This window comes from Kosakonia oryzendophytica (assembly GCF_027886705.1).
GTDB lineage: Bacteria > Pseudomonadota > Gammaproteobacteria > Enterobacterales > Enterobacteriaceae > Kosakonia > Kosakonia oryzendophytica.
Genome location: NZ_CP115659.1, coordinates 1,176,850 through 1,199,000, shown reverse-complemented (window position 1 = coordinate 1,199,000; position 22,151 = coordinate 1,176,850). Strand labels below are relative to the sequence as shown.

24 protein-coding genes and 1 pseudogene are annotated in these 22,151 nt (G+C 47.8%); 20 read left to right on the top strand and 5 right to left on the bottom strand.

What is annotated here, in order from left to right; genetic code table 11:
• Positions 1-499: 499 nt before the first annotated feature.
• The 13 genes from O9K67_RS05800 (at position 500) to O9K67_RS05740 (ending at position 9,709) form a co-directional block, all read left to right on the top strand.
• Positions 500-862: a hypothetical protein gene (locus O9K67_RS05800; protein WP_061493536.1), complete on the top strand. Its 363-nt coding sequence runs from the start codon at positions 500-502 to the stop codon at positions 860-862.
• A gap of 39 nt (positions 863-901) precedes the next feature.
• A complete protein-coding gene (locus tag O9K67_RS05795; RefSeq protein ID WP_061493535.1) occupies positions 902-1,726 on the top strand; it encodes a YfdQ family protein in 825 nt (274 codons plus the stop codon).
• A 129-nt stretch (positions 1,727-1,855) separates the two neighbouring features.
• Complete coding sequence (locus O9K67_RS05790; RefSeq protein ID WP_061493534.1) at positions 1,856-2,398, top strand: hypothetical protein; 543 nt, start codon at positions 1,856-1,858, stop codon at positions 2,396-2,398.
• A complete protein-coding gene (locus tag O9K67_RS05785; RefSeq protein WP_061493533.1) occupies positions 2,389-2,898 on the top strand; it encodes a hypothetical protein in 510 nt (169 codons plus the stop codon). Before O9K67_RS05790 ends, O9K67_RS05785 begins: the two co-directional genes overlap by 10 nt.
• Positions 2,895-3,230 carry a hypothetical protein gene (locus O9K67_RS05780; RefSeq protein ID WP_082794136.1) on the top strand — a complete coding sequence of 112 codons (336 nt, stop codon included), beginning with the start codon at positions 2,895-2,897 and terminating at the stop codon, positions 3,228-3,230. Before O9K67_RS05785 ends, O9K67_RS05780 begins: the two co-directional genes overlap by 4 nt.
• The gene (locus O9K67_RS05775; RefSeq protein WP_061493532.1) at positions 3,227-3,448 is read left to right on the top strand and encodes a hypothetical protein; all 222 of its coding nucleotides are present in this window, start codon (positions 3,227-3,229) and stop codon (positions 3,446-3,448) included. The genes O9K67_RS05780 and O9K67_RS05775 overlap by 4 nt, the downstream gene beginning before the upstream one ends.
• Positions 3,449-3,541: 93 nt before the next feature.
• Positions 3,542-4,129, top strand: coding sequence for a hypothetical protein (locus tag O9K67_RS05770; protein WP_061493531.1), 588 nt, complete (start codon positions 3,542-3,544; stop codon positions 4,127-4,129).
• A gap of 45 nt (positions 4,130-4,174) precedes the next feature.
• Complete coding sequence (locus O9K67_RS05765; protein WP_061493530.1) at positions 4,175-4,570, top strand: hypothetical protein; 396 nt, start codon at positions 4,175-4,177, stop codon at positions 4,568-4,570.
• On the top strand, positions 4,570-4,845 hold the full coding sequence (locus O9K67_RS05760) for a hypothetical protein (RefSeq protein ID WP_061493529.1): 276 nt from the start codon (positions 4,570-4,572) through the stop codon (positions 4,843-4,845). The genes O9K67_RS05765 and O9K67_RS05760 overlap by 1 nt, the downstream gene beginning before the upstream one ends.
• A gap of 26 nt (positions 4,846-4,871) precedes the next feature.
• On the top strand, positions 4,872-5,078 hold the full coding sequence (locus tag O9K67_RS05755) for an excisionase (protein ID WP_071889882.1): 207 nt from the start codon (positions 4,872-4,874) through the stop codon (positions 5,076-5,078).
• Entirely contained in the window at positions 5,039-6,229 is a 1,191-nt protein-coding gene (locus O9K67_RS05750; RefSeq protein ID WP_061493528.1) for a site-specific integrase, read from the top strand. Before O9K67_RS05755 ends, O9K67_RS05750 begins: the two co-directional genes overlap by 40 nt.
• 276 nt (positions 6,230-6,505) lie before the next feature.
• Positions 6,506-7,699, top strand: coding sequence for an integrase domain-containing protein (locus O9K67_RS05745; RefSeq protein WP_061493527.1), 1,194 nt, complete (start codon positions 6,506-6,508; stop codon positions 7,697-7,699).
• Between the two features lie 48 nt (positions 7,700-7,747).
• Positions 7,748-9,709 (top strand): AAA family ATPase, encoded by a 1,962-nt coding sequence (locus tag O9K67_RS05740; protein WP_071889880.1) that lies wholly within the window; start codon positions 7,748-7,750, stop codon positions 9,707-9,709.
• 377 nt (positions 9,710-10,086) lie between these two features.
• Here the strand turns inward: O9K67_RS05740 and O9K67_RS05735 are convergent, their stop codons facing one another.
• Positions 10,087-10,290 carry an ogr/Delta-like zinc finger family protein gene (locus O9K67_RS05735; protein ID WP_061493526.1) on the bottom strand — a complete coding sequence of 68 codons (204 nt, stop codon included), beginning with the start codon at positions 10,288-10,290 and terminating at the stop codon, positions 10,087-10,089.
• A gap of 3 nt (positions 10,291-10,293) precedes the next feature.
• Positions 10,294-11,091, bottom strand: coding sequence for a hypothetical protein (locus O9K67_RS05730; RefSeq protein ID WP_061493525.1), 798 nt, complete (start codon positions 11,089-11,091; stop codon positions 10,294-10,296).
• Between the two features lie 571 nt (positions 11,092-11,662).
• On the opposite strand from O9K67_RS05730, the gene O9K67_RS05725 reads away from it, so the two are divergent.
• From O9K67_RS05725 to O9K67_RS05695, 7 genes are all read left to right on the top strand, one after another.
• Positions 11,663-11,929: a helix-turn-helix transcriptional regulator gene (locus O9K67_RS05725; RefSeq protein ID WP_061493524.1), complete on the top strand. Its 267-nt coding sequence runs from the start codon at positions 11,663-11,665 to the stop codon at positions 11,927-11,929.
• Positions 11,926-12,483, top strand: a complete 558-nt coding sequence (locus tag O9K67_RS05720; RefSeq protein ID WP_061493523.1) for a host cell division inhibitor Icd-like protein — start codon at positions 11,926-11,928, stop codon at positions 12,481-12,483. The genes O9K67_RS05725 and O9K67_RS05720 overlap by 4 nt, the downstream gene beginning before the upstream one ends.
• Complete coding sequence (locus O9K67_RS05715) at positions 12,480-12,707, top strand: hypothetical protein (protein WP_061493522.1); 228 nt, start codon at positions 12,480-12,482, stop codon at positions 12,705-12,707. Before O9K67_RS05720 ends, O9K67_RS05715 begins: the two co-directional genes overlap by 4 nt.
• The gene (locus tag O9K67_RS05710) at positions 12,704-13,024 is read left to right on the top strand and encodes a DUF5375 domain-containing protein (RefSeq protein WP_061493521.1); all 321 of its coding nucleotides are present in this window, start codon (positions 12,704-12,706) and stop codon (positions 13,022-13,024) included. Before O9K67_RS05715 ends, O9K67_RS05710 begins: the two co-directional genes overlap by 4 nt.
• A 9-nt stretch (positions 13,025-13,033) precedes the next feature.
• Positions 13,034-15,367 carry a primase-helicase zinc-binding domain-containing protein gene (locus tag O9K67_RS05705; RefSeq protein ID WP_061493520.1) on the top strand — a complete coding sequence of 778 codons (2,334 nt, stop codon included), beginning with the start codon at positions 13,034-13,036 and terminating at the stop codon, positions 15,365-15,367.
• A 517-nt stretch (positions 15,368-15,884) separates the two neighbouring features.
• Positions 15,885-16,766, top strand: a complete 882-nt coding sequence (locus O9K67_RS05700) for a DUF6602 domain-containing protein (protein ID WP_061493519.1) — start codon at positions 15,885-15,887, stop codon at positions 16,764-16,766.
• Between the two features lie 92 nt (positions 16,767-16,858).
• Positions 16,859-18,055, top strand: coding sequence for a HEPN domain-containing protein (locus O9K67_RS05695; RefSeq protein ID WP_148654691.1), 1,197 nt, complete (start codon positions 16,859-16,861; stop codon positions 18,053-18,055).
• A 954-nt stretch (positions 18,056-19,009) separates the two neighbouring features.
• Here O9K67_RS05695 and O9K67_RS05690 read toward each other — a convergent pair.
• The 3 genes and pseudogenes from O9K67_RS05690 to O9K67_RS05680 all read right to left on the bottom strand — a co-directional run.
• Positions 19,010-20,467 carry a DUF2971 domain-containing protein gene (locus O9K67_RS05690; protein ID WP_061493517.1) on the bottom strand — a complete coding sequence of 486 codons (1,458 nt, stop codon included), beginning with the start codon at positions 20,465-20,467 and terminating at the stop codon, positions 19,010-19,012.
• Between the two features lie 243 nt (positions 20,468-20,710).
• The gene (locus O9K67_RS05685; RefSeq protein WP_271044646.1) at positions 20,711-20,884 is read right to left on the bottom strand and encodes a hypothetical protein; all 174 of its coding nucleotides are present in this window, start codon (positions 20,882-20,884) and stop codon (positions 20,711-20,713) included.
• A 165-nt stretch (positions 20,885-21,049) separates the two neighbouring features.
• A pseudogene (locus O9K67_RS05680) lies at positions 21,050-22,150 on the bottom strand (hypothetical protein); the annotation flags it as partial.
• Position 22,151 lies beyond the last annotated feature (1 nt).

The window sequence follows — 22,151 nt, the reverse complement described above, 5'->3', positions numbered from 1 at the left end:
CCGTAAGCGGTCCGGGGGATTTCCTTGACAGTATCCCTAATCCAACCGGGTAGCCGGAATGTGCAAGCCAGGCACGCACAACGGCCTGCAGCGATTCACCATCGTGGCGATTCGGTGTGACCACCGGGAAGAGTCCGGGCACAACTGGAAAGAGCACTGAAGATGCCAGGAAACGCCCTACCGCCAGGCAGATAGACGGGTTATCCCGCAAGGGGTGGCGGCAGTGCTCTCTCCGTTGTGGTGAATTGCAGCCGCTTCGACGGCAACCAGAAGATAAGTACCTGGCACCACACACAATTAAAAATGCCAATGTGTAGTTTTGGCGGCGTCTGATCTTTCCCGTGAGGGCGCCGCAATTTTTTACGCAACACAAGAGAGCATCACCGCCGGGACGGCTCATTCCCCAATCCCGTCGGGCGGCTTCCTACCGCGGGTGCTCTTCTGTGTTGTGTGGAGATACTAACCGGCGGTGTCTGCCGCCATTCAGAGGGTAAGACCGATGGACAATGAACGTTTGACCAATATCCCTGATTTCTTCGGGGAGCTCGACGGCGGCGTGTTCGAAACCAAAGTGGCAGCAGCACTCAATGAGGTTGCCCTGGGCGTGCTGAACAACGGCAACAAAGGCAAGGTAACACTCACCTTCGACATTTCCCGCCTCAGCAATTCGATGGAAGAAAAGCGCGTGGGTATCGTCCATAAGCTGGCATACGTTAAGCCGACGCCACGCGGTAAAACGTCAGAAGAGGACACCACCGAAACCCCGATGTACGTCAACCGCGGCGGTAAGCTCACCGTTCTGCAGGAAGACCAGGGGCAACTGTTCACGCTTCAGGGCCAGCCTAACCAGGCTCAGCGCTAACCGGCCCGCCAATTAACCAACTTTTAGTAAGGAAAAACCATGCCTCAACTCGTCGAGTCGTCCGCCATCAGCCAGATCCGCGATATGGTTCTGAGCCAGTTGGTTGAAGAAAAACTTTCTGGTGCTGACTGCCCGGCAGTAGCCCTGCCCAATGATGTTGGCGTTAAAAATCTGGAAAGCCTTTATACAAACCGCTTCCGTTTCCGCGGGGAAATGAAGACACAGAGTATCGAAGATTTCGTGCGCTACTCAGTTGACTATGCCGCTATCGGTACCCGTTGTTTTATCAATGCTGACAAGATGGCTGCCGTGTCGGTATTTAACCTTGGCACACTGGATAATCCAGGCCATGCAGATAACACCGCCGTGCTTCAGCTTAAACGCACCGCTCCGTTCACTGCACTGCTGAGTATTAACGGTGATCGCAACAACCAGAAGCAACTGGCGGAATGGCTAGAAGACTGGTCCGAATACGTAACCGGTTTCGACGCTGACGGCCAGGTGATTGAAGCTAAAAAAGCCGCCGCTGCCGTCCGTAAAATCACAATCGACGCTATCCGCAGTGCTGAATATGAAGATCAGGACTTCAGCGGCAAGCGCTCGGTGATGGAAAGCGTTGAAGCCCGTAGCAAAGACATTATGCCGGTGGCGTTCGAATTTAAGTGCGTGCCGTATGAAGGCCTCGGTGAATACCAGATCAAATTGCGCATGAGTATTCTAGCCAGTGACAGCCCGGTGCTGGTGCTTCGTATCACGCAGCTCGAAACCTACGAAGAAGAAATGGCCGCCGAATTCCGCGATCTGCTGGTAGAAAAATTCAAAGGCAGCGCAGTGGAAACATTTATCGGTACCTTCAGCGCTTAATTTCTCTGCTGCAAATGCCCCGCCGAGGGGCATTTATGGAAGCGAAATCAATTTAATTATCGCCACCCGGCGAGGGATTCCTGCAACCAAAATTCGGCGCGTTGCAGCGCGCACAGGAGATACAACGCAATGAAAGAAACCTTTATTCAGACCTACACCGGCAAGAAATTTGACTATCTGGCAGCCACCACTGACGACATTGATATCGAAGACATCGCCAATGCGCTTGCAAATATCTGCCGCTTTTCCGGACACGTCCCTGAGTTCTATTCAGTCGAGCAACACTCAGTGCTGTGTAGCCAGATTGTACCGGTTGAGTATGCCTTTGAAGCGCTAATGCACGACGCGGCAGAAGCCTATGTGCAGGACATGCCCGCGCCGCTGAAAGCGCTGCTGCCGGATTATCGCAATATGGAACGGATGGTTGATGATCTGATCCGTCAAAAGTTTAGCCTGCCTCGTGATCACAGCCCGGTTGTTAAGCGTGCTGATCTGACCATGCTGGCGACCGAACGCCGCGATCTTGAAATCGATGACGGCACTCGCTGGTCGGTACTCGAAGGCATCCCGGAATCAGACATCATTCAGGTTTACCCGCTTCGCCCTGGTCAGGCTTATGCCCTGTTCATGAACCGCTTCAACGAACTGACGGAGATCCGCAAATGCGCCTGAATGCCAACGAGCTGATCGCGGCCGCCCGCGTTACGGCTCCTACCCTGCCACCAGCAGCAGCGAAGTTAATGTCCGATATGGCTGATCGCCTTGATGTGCAGTATGCAGTGATCCGTGAATCGCGCGAGCAGGTTAAGCAGTTGGCATCGGAGAATGCCTGGCCCCGAATTCAGGAGCGAGACCTTGACGCACTGATTCGCTTCAATGAGACGTGTGAAGACGGCGAAGGGTATGACATCGGCGAAGAGGCAATGAATCGCTTGGTTGAAATCGGCCTTTGCAGAAAAGGGGCTCGCCGTGTCCGTCACATAACTCCGCTCGGTCAGCGGGTGATTGACGCGCGAGAAGGTGAAATTGATTTAACACCATTGCGTACCGAGAGTGATGTTAACGCTGATTTTTCTGCGCAAATCGACAAGCTCCGCAGCCAGTCAGCACCATCACCAGAAGCCGCAGCTATCGCCCGCCAGTTTGACCAGGTGAAGGGGGTGCAATCGTGAGCCTGTTTCAGTGTGAAAATTGCGGATGCTGCGAAAACACAGCGCTGTCGTCTCAGGGCTTCAAACTCTTTTCTGAAATATTCGACTGGTCATATGCGCCTGAGCGCCGTGGTATGCGCCTATGCTCGGCTTGCGGCCCGGCATCATTACGTGGTGGTGCACCAACTGAAAACGCCGGTAAGTGGCATGGCCGGTTCCCACGCGTGTTTCTGCCTAAAGGAGAGTTCTTCACGAATGCCGTGGGGAATCTTGAGCACAAAGAAACCGGCAGCGAAGACTATCAAAAATTCGCTATCGAGGCGGTGAAAGGCAACTCAGGAGAAGGACGATGAAACGCTTTCTGTTTACCACCGAAGTGAAACGTGCCGAAGGTTCGCAAACTTTCCGTGTTGATGCTGAAACTGAGGAAGAGGCTCTGGAAATTCTGGAAAACGGCGGCGGGGATATTTATGCGCACGATGTTGAGGTAGTCGATATCGGTGAGTTTGAATTTGACCATGAGACAAACCTAGATGATTTCGGCGACTTTCCTGAAGGCGGTGCCGCATGACTAACAACGACGAGATGGCGCTGAAATTGAAAACCGCGGCAGAGAAAGCGACTCCGGGACACTTTATTCAAGCGCAATGGCTCGCAGGTGAGTATGAATAATGATGAAAGCATTATCATTGTGTTAAAACCCTATCTTTCCATAAAGGACGTATCGAAAATGACAATTAATTTTTATATTCCTGGGATACTGCTTCTTTCCTTCAGTGCATCCACCAGAGCAGACACCTTCAAAGAGATAATAAAGGATTTGAATAAACCTTATGCCGTTACTGAGCATAAACAAACAGGCGTGAGGTGTGTATGGACTAAAGGAGAGAACGGATATTTGCAAAGCGAAAACTTTGGCAACGAAGGGACTGGTTTGTGCTGGAGTAAGGAGTCTCTTGATGACGCTCAGTCAAGAGATAGAAATGGCTCTTTGAAGTGGAATCACGGTAAATCATCCCCTAAGGAATTTTTTACAGATCTTCATAACGCTTGCTTTTATGGATACATGGGAAGGGAAACTGGTGACTGGGGAAAATATTTGGCAGACAAATATGCCAAAACTTCAGGTAAATATTCCGGCGATGCAGAGTCTATACATAAACTTGGTCTTGCTTTTGATTATGGAAAGGCATCGGCAAAGATGCCTCACGATTGCTATGACATTTCAAAGAAATTATTTTTAGATCAATAAGATGGGAAGGAAAGAATATACCTGCGCCTGTCAAGGAGGTTTGAGGTGATTAAAGGCAGACTCATCAGCAGCCAGCGCTATCTCAATCGGGCTATTGTCGTGGAAAGGGCTGTGAAGTTTAAGCGGTTCGTCGTTAACGTCTTCCCTGTTGTTTTGCGCGGTACCCAATACACCATTTTAATGGATGGGCATCATAACTTTGCGGCGGCCAGATTAGCTGGCGTCGCTCCTGATTTTCGACCTGTCTCGAAGAAGCTGATGAAAATCCTCAGCGGGATGGGTGCGCATGAGGTCGAAGCATTTTTAATAAACAATGTCACCGATAGCAATTATTACTTTGTGAACACTGGCGATGTTGTGGACGCGCTTTTGCTTCCTGATACCGGACATCGGTTTCATGTTCACTTTGGTAATCAGTGGGTACTAGGAGGGCATTCCTGATGCCCAGCAAACTCAAACAGCGGAGGCTGCGCCGACTGAAAGACGATGTTGCATGGTGGCGCGCAGAGGCCGAATACTGCAAAGCCCGCCTTCTTGAACTGGCGGGCGAGCTGGACAACGCCAGGCAACAAATTATCCGCGTGCCGATGCCCGTTCCTGTACCGGCACCAATCCTTAACCTGGTGGAAAAGCCCACCAGCGAACCAGCGATTTGTGTGAAATGTAACGACGGTACCCGGGACGGGTGTTCGTCTTGCGCGTATAAAATCAGTTAGCCGGTTGCAGCCGGTGTGGAGAATCTATGCTGAACCTCGATTGTGTTCCCATCTCGACGTATTGCAAAGAAACCGGAGAAACAGCAGAGGCCATCAATAAACGTTTACAGCGAGGCGTTTGGTTTGAGGGTGTCCAAGTTTTGAAAGTGGAAGGTGTAAAGGAAAGATGGATTGATCTTAGTGAGGTTACTAAATGGGCAAGACAGAATCGCCAAAGCTCCCGCGTGGTGTGACCGTAAGGAAACATAGCCAGGGAGAGACGATCAATATTACTTTCACCTATAAAGGGGTTAAATGTCGTGAGCCCCTTTCCAATCTGGAAGTGAATAATAAAAACCTGAAATACGCCGAGAGAATGCTCGGCGAAATTCATAATAAAATCGAACGTGGATCTTTTATTTATGCCGAATATTTTCCACGTTCGGCAAGACTGAAAATATTCGGTAATGCCGCCACTGGTAAAACAGTTAAAATGTACCTTGATGAGTACCTGTCAATATGCGAGACACGGAAGTTATCGCCATCAACTATTGGCGGTTATAAAAAATGCCGCAGTGCTTTGAGTGATCTTCATTCATTTCCGGCAAGTGAACTGACGCCGGCGGCAATGAAATCCTGGATCCAGAACCGCACAACGACTTTGAAGACCATCAGAAACCAGCTTTCTTTTTTGCGCTCTGCACTTGATGAGGCGGTGACCGATGGCGTCTTACAGATTAACCCGGTATCGCTGGTGACCGCTTCCCGGTATCAAAGCGATAAGGGCAACTCAGACAGTGACTATATAGTCGATCCCCTTTCACCTGCTGAAGTGGATGCCCTTCTCTCTTCATCCGGTAACAAGCAGTGGGAAAACCTGTTCATGTTCGCTATTCAGACCGGTTTACGGAGTTCAGAACTCTGCGCTTTGCGCTGGCGCGACATCGATTTTATCGGGAAAACGGCGCACGTTCAGAGCGCCAGTGTCGTAGGGGTGATCAAAGGAACAAAAACAAAGGCGGGAACACGTAAGGTTGAACTTAACGATCAGGCTATGGCGGTGCTGGCATCACAGAAAGCTTTCACCTTCATGAAGGACGAAACAGTTTTTGAGGATCCGAAAACAAATAAACCCTGGGCGAGCGCTGACGCTATCCGTAAAAAAGCATGGGTGCCGACTCTACGGAAGGCCGGTATACGTTACCGAAATCCGTATCAAACCCGGCATACATTCGCGACCCGGCATATCAGCCAGGGCGCCAACCTTTTCTGGCTCGCTGGCCAGATGGGGCACAAGGGGCCAGAAATGCTTTTCAGGCATTACGGATCGTATTTAAAAGAGTACGACGGCAACACAGAAAAAAGACCAAGGCTGGTCGGCGGCGGGACACGAAAGGAGCCGTAAAGGAGCCGCAGAAAATATAACTGAAAATAAATACTTCTCTTTCAGTTGGTTGCAAAATTTCGGACACGGGTTCAACTCCCGCCAGCTCCACCATTTCATGATCCGGATACGTCCGGTGAAATCCTGAAAGCCCGCACGGCACAAGCCCTGCGGGCTTTTTTGTGTCTGTAATCGTCCGAGGTCATCCGGCTAAATCCAGAGAAAATTGGTACACGTTTAGGTACACGGTATACTGTGGTCCATTAAACGTGTACCAATTATGGAAGGGATCCAGACATGGCGCGCATTACACGCCCCCTCACTAACAACGAAATCCTCAAAGCTAAGCCCCGCGAAAAAGACTTCACGCTTCATGATGGTGATGGCCTATTCCTGCTCGTCAAAACCTCTGGGAAAAAACTGTGGCGCTTCCGTTATCAACGACCGGGAAGCAGCAGCCGAACTAATCTAAGTCTCGGTTCATACCCTGCCCTTACGCTCGCAGCAGCTCGCCAGATGCGCGACCAGCATTTGACAACACTCGCGCAAGGCACAGATCCACAGCAGCAGCAAGAGCAAGCATCAGAACAACGCCAGATTGAGCTGGACAGCATTTTCTCAACTGTGGCCGCTAACTGGTTCCAGATTAAAAGCAAGAGCGTCACAGAAGACTATGCGAAAGACATTTGGCGCTCTTTGGACAAAGACGTTTTCCCAGCTATCGGAGCTATACCTGTTCAAGAGATTAAAGCCAGAACAATTGTTGAAGCCCTGGAGCCAATCAAAGCGCGTGGTGCGCTAGAGACGGTTCGCCGCTTGGTACAGCGCATTAATGAGATAATGATTTATGCAGTTAATACCGGTCTGATTGATGCTAATCCGGCATCAGGTGTCGGTATGGCCTTTGAAAAACCCAAAAAGCAGAACATGCCGACATTGCGACCAGAAGAACTGCCAAAGCTAATGCGCTCTCTGGTTATGTCTAATTTATCCGTTCCGACTCGTTGCCTGATTGAATGGCAACTCTTAACACTTGTTCGCCCCTCTGAGGCTTCTGGTGCTCGATGGGCTGAGATAGATCTTGATGCAAAGCTCTGGACAATTCCACCCGAACGGATGAAGGCTAAGCGCGAGCACATTGTTCCTTTATCACCGCAGGCGTTAGAGATTCTAGAGGTGATGAAACCAATCAGTGCTCACCGTGAACATGTTTTTCCCAGTAGAAATGATCCAAAACAACCCATGAACAGCCAGACAGCTAATGCAGCTTTAAAGCGAATTGGCTATGGTGGTAAATTAGTTGCTCATGGTTTAAGGTCGATGGCGAGTACAGCAATGAATGAAAAGGGATTAAACGCTGACCTTATAGAAGCGGCACTTGCTCACTCGGACAGAAATGAAGTTAGACGAGCCTACAACCGGACCACCTACATAGAGCAAAGGAAGGCTCTCATGGATTGGTGGGGAGACTTTGTTCATAAAACGCAATAACCAACAAGTACCATTTAATTAAGTTATATATCAAACTAAGGAATGATTATGATTTTAACGAATGTTCAGCTTGGACCTTTTCGCTCTATTAACACAGCTCAGAACTGTACTATCGATCCTAAGGTTACTGTATTAGTTGGCATGAATGAGGCGGGTAAGACGGTCTTTCTTCAAGGTATACATAAAGCGTGTGACGCTTTAAATACTGAACGTTATGAAGTTATAGAGGATTACCCCAGAAAAGATCTAACACGTTATAATAAAACCCATTCAGAAAAACCGGAAAATGCTATCACACTTACATACATGCCAGAACAGGAAGATTTAGACCTTGTTAATAAAAAGCACAATACAAATCTTGAATTTGGATTCACCTATTCTATATCGACAAACTATAATAACACTCGCACAATATCTATCTACATAGATGAAAAGCCTATTATTTCAAAATTACTAAAATCAAGTGGCTTCACATCAGATACAATACAGTCGGTAAAAGAAGCCGCCTCCATAAGGAAACTTGTTGAGATTTTAGATAGCTTAGACTTAAATGATAACGAGCAAAAAATACATGCTCAACTTACTGCAAGAGTTAAATCCAGCACGTGGGATAACGTTACTCAATATGAAGTATTTAAATCCTTAGACGCGCGATTACCTAAAACATTATACTTCAGTGATTATGATATTTTGCCAGGAAAATTAAATATTAAAGATTTAGCCCGGCGGCATAAGCAATCTGAAAATGATCCTTCGCAGTTAACTCCTAAACACAAATCTATTTTAGCTCTGTTAAGAATGGCAGATGTAAGCATCGATGAACTTTCAGAAACTGATGGTTACGAATCCCTCAAAGCAAAAATTGAGGGTGTATCTAATAGTTTAACGGATCAAATAATGCAATTCTGGAAACAGAATGAAAATATTGAAGTTGTTGTGGATATTCAATCTGATCCTAAGGATGAAGTCCCTTTCAACGATGGAGCAAATATATATCTCAGGATAAAAAATAGTAGACATAGAGTTACAACTCCTTTTGATAAAAGAAGTCGCGGGTTCATTTGGTTCTTTAGCTTTTTAGTTTGGTTCGACAGTGTTCAATATCAATTCAATGCGGCAGATGAGGATAGAAAACTCATCTTACTTCTTGACGAACCAGCATTAGCATTACATGCTTTAGCACAATCTGATTTTTTGACATATATAGACCATCTTTCTAAAAACCATCAAGTTATATATACCACTCATTCACCATTTATGGTTCACTCGGATAGATTTAATCAGGTTCGCATGGTTGAAGACAAAGATAAAATAGGTACAGTGATATCCGAAAACCTCTCGGGAACCGATCCAAGGACTATTTTCCCTCTTCAAGCTGCACTTGGATGGGATATTGCACAAAATCTATTTATCTCGAAAAGAAACTTTTTAGTCGAAGGTCCTTCAGAACTTATTTATCTAAAACACTTATCTTCTATTCTTGAGACTAAAAACCGAACAGGACTTAATGATTCAATAACTATCGTACCAACAGGTGGCTTGGATAAAATAATCACCTTCATTGCGCTTTTAGGTGCTAACAATCTTAACATCGCAGTACTCCATGATTATGATGGAAAAAGCAATCAAAAGATTGATGAAATGATAAAAAACAAGATAATAAATCCCAAATCAATTAAAAATACATCCATGTACACTGAACACAAAGATAAACCAAGTGACATTGAGGATTTATTCTCGATAAAAATATACCTTGATTATTTCAACAAGGCATTTGAGAAACAACTCCCTGAAAAAATAAAACCATCGGATTTACCGAGTGGCACAAGAGTTATAGAGCGGATTAATAGATACCTTAAAGAGAAAAACATTACATTGCGGCCTTCAGGTGGATTTAATCATTACCTTGTAGCTTCAACATTTGGTTCAAATCCACCTAAAACAATTGACGACAAGACACTGACGAATTTTGAAAAGTTATTCAGCGATATAAACAATATATTGGAATAATTAATGCACCACGGGGGGAGCAATCCCCCTAATTTAGCCTGATTTTTTTGCGCAATCCTGCTTATCATCGTTTCAGCTCGAAACAAAAATCTCGAATAACTTAATTATTTATTAAACCTAGCGCGCAGTGCTTTCCCCGCCTCGCCTGCCCGCTTTGCAGGGCAGTTTAAATGCAGATGCATGACCTAGCTCAGGCCGCGCCGGGACTGGCGCGGGCGGGGTTCTGATGGGCTGAAAAATAAATGCAGTTAAATGCACCTGATGCATGCAGGGTATTTTTCGAAAAAATAACGGGATTTTTTTGCCTTTTTTCGCGGTGCTGAGAGTGCAACCGGTAGCGAGTACCGGTGCACATAAATAGGGAAACTTTCGGGGAATCATTGCGGCTGGATATCTGCCTGCAAAACCGCATTTTCCGGCATCGCCGGTTTGCGTATCACCCCGTCGAGTGTCTCGGTGGTGCGGAACGTGGCCGAACATTCAATACTGGTGCACTGGTGGTAGCGCTGTTTGAGGTTTTCCGTCAGATAGCGGCTGGTGCGCGCATGCGCGGGCTGTTTGCAAAACGGACAGTGAAACATGCCTTAGCCCTCCGCCTGTTTTCTTTTCTCGGCCAGTCGTGTGGCGAGCAATGTTCGCTTCACCGGGCTTTTATACAGCGCCATATCCACGCCGGTCAGCGGCGGGCGGTACAGGCCAAGCTGTGAAAGTACCGGCTCCCTGTCCATATCGAAGGTGTAAAACCCGGCCTGAACGGAAACATGGCCGCCGAGCTCCTGAATCAGGGTACTGAGCGGGCGTTCCGTCTGCTGCATTTCCAGCGCGCGCAGACGCAGCGCGAATGCCCTGACCAGCGCCGGGCTGATGCTCTTCATGGCGTCAGCCCATTCGCTCTGAGCGTACAGGCCAAATGCTGTCCGGTGTTCTTCCACGTACTTTTCACCGGAGGCGCAGGCGGCCAGCATGGCGCGGGATTTGTCGGTTTCCAGCTCCGCAATCAGGGCGGTGAACTCCTCCGCCAGTTCCCGACCGGCAATGCGTCTGCCGTGTTCGGCTTTCAGCTCCGGGGTCATTTCGCCGCGCAGGGTGCGGAAACGCTCGCGCCAGCTCTGTTCCGCTTCGGCACTTTCTGTCAGGGCGTTCTCTCGTTCCTTTTCGCTGCGGGTGATGGCCGCGCCGATGTCGTTCAGCTTCATCATATTGCCGGTGTGGGCGGCTTTTGCCTGAGTGAACGTCTCAACGGCACGATTTACAGCGACTGCACTCTCTTCGCTGGCCTTTTTATTCATGGCGTCGAGGGCGCTGTCGATAGCGGTACGGGTTTTAGCGTCCTGGGTGCTGCCGAGGGTTTTCATGACGGCGGTAATCAGTTCAGTTTTCATGTCAGGGCTCTCTGTGTTGTCAACCTGAGCGCATTCTGCCGCGCCCTGCACAACGATACGACTGATTGCAGTTGTGGCCGGGATGGTACAGAAACCCGCTGAAAAAAACGGCTCGCCAGAAAGAGGTCTCCGTAAGACCATCTTTCTGTTTGTTTTTCTGTAATTAACTCTTCACTCTGTTCACTGAGAAATAAAAGAATAAGTAATACAGTAAGTTAAATGGTGAACAGTTGAGAAATTAAGTGTTCACCGACTGTTCACTAGTGTTCACCTTCTTATGTTTCTTCCTGTACGGCAGTATTTTTTTTCTGATGTTTTTTCCTTTTAATATCAGCTTAATTAATCGGATAAAAAGGTTTGCAATTTTAGTTACTGGTTATATTGGCAAACATTGACATTTATTGGCAAACAGAGGCAAACCCGAAAAATAAGCTGCTTATTAAACAGACAACCTTGCAGGAAACAGCCAGGAGTGCCCTTGTTGTAATACGCAAAAATATTCACAAAATAGAGAGCTACCCGAAGCCGGAAAGACACGACCGGCACTGTATGGACATTATGAGGTAGCCCGATGCACACAGTTTTTTCTTCCCCGTCTTCCGCCCCTGCCGCGCCATTAATGCCGGTTTCTGACGTTATTCAGGAGCGCTTTTTACGTCTGCCGGAAGTGATGCATTTATGCGGCCTTTCCCGCTCTACCATTTACGACCTCATCAGCCGGGAGGCTTTCCCGAAACAAATCTCTCTCGGCGGTAAAAACGTGGCGTGGGCGCACAGTGAAATTACTGCCTGGATGAGTGACCGCATCGCGGCACGTAACCGGGGCTGTGATGCATGATGTTGCCCGGTCAGCAAAACGCCCCTTTTTCTGGCTTGCTTCCTGTCGGCATTACCAGGTATAGTTTTCCCGCTGTCGCAAAATCGGCAGCCGGAATTGGCGTTCCGCGTAACTTATTGGCGACACAACACGCGCCAGGCGTGTTTTTTTATGTCGTGGCTCAGACACACCCATTTTCCGGGCTGTGGTGTCCAGTTTTGCACCATGGTTTCATTCAGATAATGGCAGTCCGGGCGGGGCAGCCTTCGGGCTGGCCGGTTTCCAATAAGGCCGGTTACGCCAACCCCGTTCGGGCTGCCACCAGTGAAATTGGCGTTTCCGGTGGTAGCACTAACCGCTACTTATTGGAGAATGCCTTTATGGCTACGACCCTCACCCCGTCACACCCGCAGTTTGTCTTTGTGTTTGCCGCCGTTCGTCGTGCAGACCGCAAGCCCCGTATCTGTATGCTCCGCACCGTTGCCGGAGACGAGTGCACTGCGCGCCGTTCCCTCGTTCGCGATTATGTTCTCTCGTTTGCCGGTCGCCTGCCGGTTGCGGAGGTGCGCGCATGAGTCACTCCATCCTCACCCTTGACGATCTCAGATATCTTGAGCACCTGCGCAATATCGGCCATCTGGTAGGCGAGCTGGCAGCGGAACAGGACAGCGTGATACTCCGCCGCGATCCGGCTGAGCGTCTGCAACTCATTTCCCTGATTTACCTGATGACGGATCAGCTCGATGCCGTGATAGAACGCTGCAACCGGCGCTGGCTCGACGGGGAGGAAAAGGTATGAAACAGCCGTTACCGCCCGCCCTGCGCGCTGCACTTTACCGCCGCGCCGTGGCCTGTGCCTGGCTGACCCTGTGTCAGCGCCAGCACCGCTATCCACATCTGACGCTTGATGCGCTGGAATCCGCCATCGCCGCCGAGCTGGAAGGGTTTTATCTGCGCCAGCACGGCGAGGAAAAAGGCCGCCAGATTGCCTGTGCACTGCTGGAAGATTTAATGAATGCCGCACCGCTTAAAACCGCGCCGTCGCTCTCCTTTCTGGGCCTGGCCGTGATGGAAGAGTTATGCGCCCGCCATATCACCGCGCCGGTCGTGCACTGAGGAAAAATAATGAAAATGAACGTAACGGAAATCGTGAAACAGGCGTGCGGCCACTGGCCGCGCATTCTCCCGGCGCTGGGTGTGAAGGTCATTAAAAACCGGCATCAGCCCTGCCCGGTGTGTGGCGGTGCTGACCGCTTCCGCTTTGACGATAAAGAGGGGCGCGGGACGTGGTTCTGCAACCAGTGCGGCGCGGGTGACGGCCTGAGCCTGGTTGAAAAGGCGCTGGGCGTGACGGTCAGCGAAGCCGCCGACCGGGTGAACGCCGTGACCGGCAACCTGCCGCCGGTTGCCCCGAAGGTAATTGCTGCTGATACGGCAGAAACCGAAGCCAGCCGCAGGGAGGCCGCCGAGCTGGCGGCCAGTCTGCTGGCGAAAAGCCGCTCAGCTACTGGTAATAGCTATCTGACCCGCAAGGGCTTCCCCGGCTTCGAATGCCTGACGCTCACCACCACGCATAAAAGCGGTGGCGTGACCTACCGCGCCGGGGATGTGGTTGTCCCGCTGTATGACGACACCGGCGCGCTGGTTAATCTCCAGCTTATTAACGCTGACGGCGACAAGCGCACCCTGAAAGGCGGCCAGGTGAAAGGGGCATGCCACACCATCGAAGGGCAGAAACAGGCGGGAAAACGTCTGTGGATAGCAGAAGGGTACGCCACGGCGCTGACCGTGCATCACCTGACCGGAGAAACCGTGATGGTCGCGCTGTCGTCCGTGAACCTCCTTTCTCTGGCGAGCCTTACCCGCCGCCGGCATCCTGGCTGTCAGATTGTCCTCGCGGCCGACCGTGACCTGAGCGGCGACGGCCAGACAAAAGCCACTGTGGCGGCAGATGCCTGCGCCGGTGTGGTTGCCCTGCCGCCGGTGTTCGGTGACTGGAATGATGCATTTATCCTGAATGGTGAGGACGCCACGCGCCGGGCGCTTTACGATGCCATTAAGCCGCCTGTCGCCAGCCCGTTTGACACCATGAGCGAGGCGGAATTCACCGCCATGAGCACCAGCGAAAAGGCCATGCGCGTACATGAGCATTACGGCGAGGCGCTGGCGGTTGACCCGAACGGGCAACTGCTTTCCCGCTATGAAGCCGGAGCCTGGAAAGTGATTTCCCCTGCTGACTTCTCCCGCGATGTGGCAGCACTCTTTCAGCGCCTGCGCGCGCCCTTCTCATCAGGCAAAATTGCGTCGGTGGTGGAGACCCTGAAACTGATTGTCCCGCAACAGGGCGCTCCGGCGCGGCGGCTGATTGGCTTTCGTAACGGCGTGCTCGATACCGCGAGCGGCACATTCAGCCCGCACCACAAATCCCACTGGCTGCGCACCCTGTGCGAGGTGGATTTTACCCCGCCGGTGGCGGGAGAAACGCTGGAAACGCATGCCCCGCATTTCTGGTACTGGCTCGACCGCGCCGCCGGTGGCCGCGCCGACAAACGCGACGTGATACTCGCCGCGCTGTTTATGGTGCTGGCGAACCGCTACGACTGGCAGCTCTTTCTCGAAGTCACCGGTCCGGGTGGTAGTGGTAAAAGTATTCTGGCTGAAATTGCGACCCTGCTCGCAGGGGAAGATAACGCCACATCAGCCGATATCGACACACTGGAAGACCCGCGCAAGCGTGCATCCCTGACTGGCTTCTCGCTGATTCGCCTGCCCGACCAGGAGAAATGGAGCGGTGACGGCGCGGGGCTCAAGGCCATTACTGGCGGCGATGCGGTGTCGGTTGACCCGAAATACCGCGATGCCTATTCGACACACATTCCGGCGGTGATTCTGGCCGTGAACAATAACCCGATGCGCTTCACCGACCGCAGCGGTGGCGTCTCCCGTCGCCGGGTTATCCTGCACTTCCCGGAACAGATTGCCCCGGAGGAGCGCGACCCGCACCTGAAGGACAAAATCGCCCGCGAGCTGGCCGTCATTGTGCGCCAGCTTATGCAGCGGTTCAGCGACCCGATGACCGCCCGCGCACTGCTCCAGTCGCAGCAGAACTCCGGCGAGGCGCTCAGCATCAAGCGCGACGCCGACCCGGCTTTTGACTTCTGCGGTTATTTACAGGAGCGCCCGGAACCTGACGGCATGTTTATGGGAAATGCGAACATCGTTCCGCGCCAGCCTCGCCAGTATCTTTATCACGCCTATCTGGTCTACATGGAGGCTCACGGTTACAAAAACACGCTCAGCCTGACCTCGTTCGGAAAGGGGTTACCGGCCATGCTGAAAGAGTACGGCCTGAACTATGACAGGCGGCGAACAAATCAGGGGATGCAGACTAACCTGACGCTGAAAGAGGAAAGCAACGGCGACTGGCTGCCGAAGTGCGACGAACCCGCAACAAAATAACCAACACAGACCGGCGATTGCCGGTCTTTTTTTATCTCCGCACACCAAGAGTGAAAAGCAAAGTGTTCACTGTTTATCTAGCATTCATTTACTAACCCAATGAAATAAAAAATAAAAACACCGTGTGAAAAGTTTGAACAGTTTTCCAGAAAAACTTTTACCCTCCAAAGTTCTCAGACCGCTCAGAGCCAAAAACAGACATTGCTTGTAAATGTGGAAAACACACAGTGTAATTTGCTTCCCCATACACAGGTACTCTTTGAGCAAATCAATAAGCAAATTTATTTGTTGCTGAAGAAGGTAAAAGACTCTAATTTATACGTTTAGTGTAGATAAACCTAAATTGAGAGGCCAGTAAAAGTAATAAATTACCAGCACTTTTTTGGCGTGAGCTAGTGGCAGCTTTTGCAATAATTTTTTATCAAAAAATTAACCCCCGTTACTCATCTGGTTAACCCAGAGAAAGCGAGCAGGAACAATACAACTGTAAGATCAATAATAGAAATTCAGGGGATATATGGACGGAAAAAGACTTCAAGATTATTGGTCACAAGAAGTAGATGCGCTTATTGCAACGTACAGACAATTTGAAACTCTTATCCCGTCTCAAGAGTATCAAGGGTCTGCACATCGTGGTGAAGATGGTAGATTCGTTGAGGAGCTATTACGCGAGTATTTTTCAAAATATCTTCCTAAAGGATTAGAGATCCTTACTGGGTTCATTCTTCGGCCTGCAGTAAAAACTGGCACTACAGGAAAAGAACGCAGAGATGAAGTCGATACAAGTTCATCTCAATTAGATATGATTGTCTACGACTCAGAAAGATACCCAATATTTCAAAGATTTGGAAACAGTTCAATTGTTCCTCCTGAGGGAGTTGTGGCAATAATTTCAGTAAAAAAGCATCTTAACGATGGGGACATTGTAAAAGAGTGCCAGGCTTTATGGCATGCTTCGAAATTATGCAAGACACTGAACTCTAATGACCCAGACGACAAAGTTAGAGGGCCCTACCTTGCTTTAGTAACGATGAAATCAAACATCGAGAAAAAGACGGTAGAAAGTCAAGACTGGATATTTAATAAAGTCGTCGAAGCCTATAAATCTAGTGATAAACCGACATTTGATGAGCTAATTGGCTATATTGGCTCTCTTAGTGAGTGGAGTCTGTTTAAGCGAAGGCCAGACGGTGATAAAGTAACGAATGCGCATTTTATTAGCCTTGTTCACGCTGAAGGTGAGTCTCACTTTGGATTACAATTCATTCTCACTGGTATTCTTTCGGTTTTTTACCATGAAAGTAGACGTAACATAAGACGCCCAGGGTTTACAGCATTTCCTTCTGGACGAAATATTGAGAAGAACCTTGGGAACATAGCATGTAATGGAGAACGCTAGCTTTCACAAAGCGTTGCCAGGGACAAATCTACACTGTGCTTCGGTTTGCTCAAGAGAACCGTGTTTCATTTACCTTACAGGGGGAGAATTCTTTGAAAGTCGAGTATTTGGTAATAATCGATTCAGAGAGCACTTTCTGTAGAAGTTCTAAATCATTTAAGAACTTTCTGCAATCTGACTCTGAAATTAACATCAGCAACTCTAAAATAAAATTCCGTAATATTTCCATAGATTATGAACTGCAAGAGGGAGAAAATTCCAATAAAAATAACAAATTCTTTCACATTAAGTTAGCTTGTGAAGAAAAAGACCTATTAGAATTTTCAGATCTTTGCAGATCAATAAAGAAACTACTACATATGAATAGTAAAAACAGTGTTCAGACCCTCTGGGATGACATTAGTTTCTACTATTCTTCGCGTAGTTATCCGATGATCTACGAAATAGAAAACTCGATGCGTAAGTTAATAACTAAATTTATGCTTACTAATGTCGGTCTCGGTTGGACCAAGGAAACCGTGCCTGAAGAACTTAAGAAATCATCACGAACAGAAAATATAGATAATATTAACTATCTTTACGAAACAGATTTCATTCAGCTATCGAACTTCCTCTTTGATGAGTATAGAACGCTCGACATAACAGCTCTCATAAAAAAAATATCTGAGATTGATACTGATACAGTTCATGTTAATGAAATTCATGACTTCATTCCAAAATCAAATTGGGAGCGATATTTTCAATCCTATGTTGATTGTGAAGGATCATATTTGAAAGTTAGATGGGAGAAATTATACAAACTTAGATGTAAGATCGCTCATAACAACACTTTTACAAAACCAGACTATGAACAAACAGAAAGGCTTGTGAACGAAGTCAAATCTAAATTACTAGCCGCAATCCAATCCTTGGATAAAATAACTGTTAATGATGATGAAAAAGAAGATCTCGCTGAAATCGCAGCAAGTAATGCAAGTATTGTGTTTGGTAACTTTATACAAAAGTGGAAAATTCTCGAATCTCTAATCATTGAGATCTTAATCGCGAAAGAAATATTACCCAATCAATTATCTAAGCGAGAAAAGTCAATGCTCTACAAGAACCAAGAAGCTCTAATAAAACATGGTATTATTGATTCTAAAACTTACAAAGAAATTAAGACTCTCAACAAAGTAAGAAATATAATGGTTCATGAAACTGAACAACATTTTACTGATTCTGAGATCATGATGTTTTCTAGGGATATTGATAGAATTATTGAGTTCTTTGCAGAAAAACTGAGCATATAACAAGTTGCTGTACTGGGTTCCAACTATGAGTACATGCTTGTGATTTGTTTCACGGACTTACCATAAGCTTGCTATGCTTCGTTAGGCTACTAAGCAATGCGTTATGTCCTCCATTCGCTACCAGCAGACGATAACGTCTGCATCTCTAAGCCTGTAGAGGTGAACAGTAAAGTGTTCACTGTTCACTGAGCATTCACACGCTAACACTATGAAAATAAATTAAAAAAACACTTAGTGAACAGTATGTACAGTAAAACACAAAAAAACTTTTTCTCCTGCCGTTGTTGATACAGAAGAATGCTCACTTGTAAGAACAATCGACGATTTTAGACAGGCAAGATCGCAATGACATTCAATAATTGGTACACGTTTAGGTACACAATTGAAAGTTGAATTCACTAAAAACGAATTAATTCAATTAATTAGCGAATTTATTCAGACTCCGCCAGCACCAAATAAAACAAGGGGTTACGTGAAAACGTAGCCCCTTTTTGTTTACCGTTGGCGACAAAGTGGCGACAGAAGATTGCTGACTAGGTAGAAAGGCATTAACCATGGTCGCTGGTTCATACCAAGCGGAGAAAATCAAAATCTATATTTAAAATCATATAATCTACAACGATTCTGCAAAGATTTTTTGTATCTGATGATATATACCGCCCAAGTGGCGCACTAGCTTGTTTGCACAGACCACCCGTTAGACCAGGTACTAACTTTTTTACGATAAAATTAACAATGCAGATACTTCAAACTTTAAGGATAATATTGAGAGAGATAGTTTTTATGAAAGCGTTACAGCAGATAGCCTTCTCTCCCTTATGTCGTATCAATTAACTAGTGTTAAGTTAGGAGTAGGATGTCCAACTGAAGCCTCCTGTATCAGATTGCTTGGTGTACCTATTTGCAAAAGGCGTAAAGCGTCAGTCAGGCCGCAGAAGCATCTCTGACTCATCATTAAATTCGATCAGCTTGTACAAAATCGTCAAGCGACCCCAAAGAACCATGTTCAATGCATTTTGTCTTTGGATCGTAATAAGCTTGGTAAAATTTAAAATCATTAATGTTATTCTCCCTACATTTATCCTTAATAATTTGTACAATACTGATTTTATCCTCCGCCTTAGTATTCATGCCAAATATCAACCCTTTTAAAGATGAGAAATTATATTTCAAGGCCCTTTTCTTAGGAGAACTATAATCAATCAAACCATCAAAAATTATAACCCTATATTCATTCTCATATGCCCAATGATGGGTTTTTCTTGTAATATCATTAATGAATGAAGCCCAATACTTCTCTCTCCATGCTGCAGCATTAGCATTCATTTCTCGCGAACAAACACTTCGTTCTTTCTTAAACGTGTACCATTCCGCATTCAGTTTAGGAATAGGAAGTCGGCCTAACATACTAAAGAAATCAACAGCCACCACACCTGAAATATAATCAACAGGGTGAAATTGACAAGGGGAAAATTCATATATCTCACCATCCATTCCTAATCCGACTGCATGATTCAAACTAATATTATCAAACCCATTTATCTCTTCAGACTCAAATATTAAACATACGCCCGCATGATTGTCGCCATAATGTCCCCATACAGCAGAATCCTTACATTCAGTCATAAAACAAGCGGTATACCATTTTGGAAATAAAAGATGCTCAAGCTGAGATAAATAGCGACGATTAAAATCAAGAAAAATCATATCTTTATTATGAGTTGCATTTTTTAGTGACCCATCGACCTTTCGAAGAATCCCCATTTCCATTTGCATGGCGTATCTTTTTTTCATTAGTGCATCTATAATTTCGGCACCGCCTTCATTATGTTCTACAACATAATCAACATTTGTTATAAGACCTTCATCCAATAACTTAATTATAGCTTCTTCAGCAGCAGAGAAGCTGTCAAATGCTGCACTATCAAATAAGCGACCAAGTCCGAACTCGTCATTAATTTCATCTATTATATTTAAAGCTATAAATTGCAAGTATGTAAGATGAAAAATAAGTTCATCTCTACGCACTGGGTATTTACGCTTAGCCAATTCATTTGCCATCCTGATAACAACCTTATGGCTAATAAATGCATTACTTATTTTTAAAAACCTTTTTTTATATGATAGTGTAGGAAGATCATCAACCCCTGAAAAAACGGGAATATTTTCATCCTTAATTTCGAAATCATCCCCACCAATTTTATAAAGACAAAACACGCGTTCCAAGCAAAACAAGTAATTTTTAAATAAATTAATCCATACTACAAAATCTCCTTTCCACAATATATCGCGATACCCTTCCATTGGATCATTTAGAGAATTGGGTTCAGCAAAAAATATTGTCTGAGTGTCAAGTTCTTTCCATTCACCAAGCAAAGCGCTACAACGTCTAAAACGGTAAAAGTGCCCCATAATCTAACCTTCAGCCATATACAATTTATAGCGCAAAGAATAATCAATCGATTAATGATTTTCCAGTTAGCTTTTTCAGTCTCTCCAGAGACCGACATTCCCCTACAGCCATTGCCGTATCAGGTTTTTCTCTTACTAAGGCATTATTCCCTCCAGTATTTACACAGCCATTCGAATGACATAAAGCAAAAAATTATTATATATATCTTAGGGTTATAATTTTATTAGATCCATTTTTGATACTTAAAACTGAAAAACACTGAAATTCCTTTCAATCTTTTCAGTTTGGGAATTCGCGTAAGCCGCCAGCCGTGGCGCGCGCTGGCGGTCTGTTTTGTAGAAAAAGAAAACTGAAAAATTTCCCCGATCCAAAACCCGCAGGCGGGTGCGGTGTAGTGCCGTTTTTGTCTGCGACATGTTTATTTTGTCTGTGTGTTGCTGCGCCAGTCAGTCGGGGCGGGTGCGATCTGTTTTAAGGGTTGCGGTGTGATGGTTGTCGGACTGATGCGCTCACAATGCGTTACAGCGCGTCTGGTGAAGGGGCATAAAAAAGCCCGCGTTATGCGGGCCGGGTGGAAGGGATCAGGCAATAATCTGCTGGTACTTGCTGCGGGTCTGCCCCGCCTTCGTGGCCGTCTGCGTAAAGACGCTGGCATTGGTGGGTGTGCCGGTGTCCGGGTGCGCATGGCTGGCACACTGCTGCGCCAGTTCGGCCAGTAAATCAATGGTGTCCAGCATCATGGCCAGCGTGTTAACACTCTCGCTGCCAATATGCACCGTCTGGCCAATGACCTGCTGGCCAGCGGCCACCGATTTACGCAGTGCGGCGATTTTCTCTGTCAGCGCCCCGGCGGTTTCCACGGAGATATTACCGGCCACGGTCGTGGACTGCTGGCCGCTGATATCGGTTTGTGCATCCCCTTTCACATGGGCCTGGTAGTTTCCCCCGGTGGCCATCGCATAATCGCCGGTGGTCACCTGCTGAATATGCCCGGCCATCAGCGTGGCCGTTCCCAGCACGGTGGTTTTATCCGTGGCTTTTATAGTGGTGTCGCGCGTCACCATTTCGCGGGTTTCGGTATCGGCGGTCACACGGCGGGTCATGGAGGTTTCGCGGATAGCCTGGTCGGTCTGGCGTTCCCAGTCGCCACCCTGCGTCACCCGCTGCGACACTTCGGCGCGCTGCTGTTGTAGCTGCTCGCCCGGTTTCACATCCGGCAGGCTTGTGCCGTCCGCCACGGTCTGGCGCACAAACGGCTTGTCCGGCCTGCCGCCCGTAAACCCCACTTCAACCAGTGTGCCTTCGGGCGGAAACTGAAACAGGCCGGAGTCATTACCAGCCATCGGCACCGGCAGCGGTACGGCGGAATACACCGGTGTGCTGCCGTCCGGGTTGCCGTTCGCGTCAAGAAGCTGCACATCCACGGCGTAACGCGGGCGGAACGGATCGGCAAAGTTACCGCTGCTGACCGGCTCACTGGCAGCAACTACCCGCACAAACTTGGGCAGGTGGTTGCCGCTGGCCAGCTCCGGGAAATGGCTCTCCATCTGTCGCTGTGCCGGGGTTTTCTGCAAGGGCGTGCCGGTGGCTTTGTTGCGCGGCGTCCAGGTGATGGCCATCGTGTCATTGTTCAGACTGACCTTAGTCACCCGCTCGCCGTTCATCTCCACACCGGGGCGCATG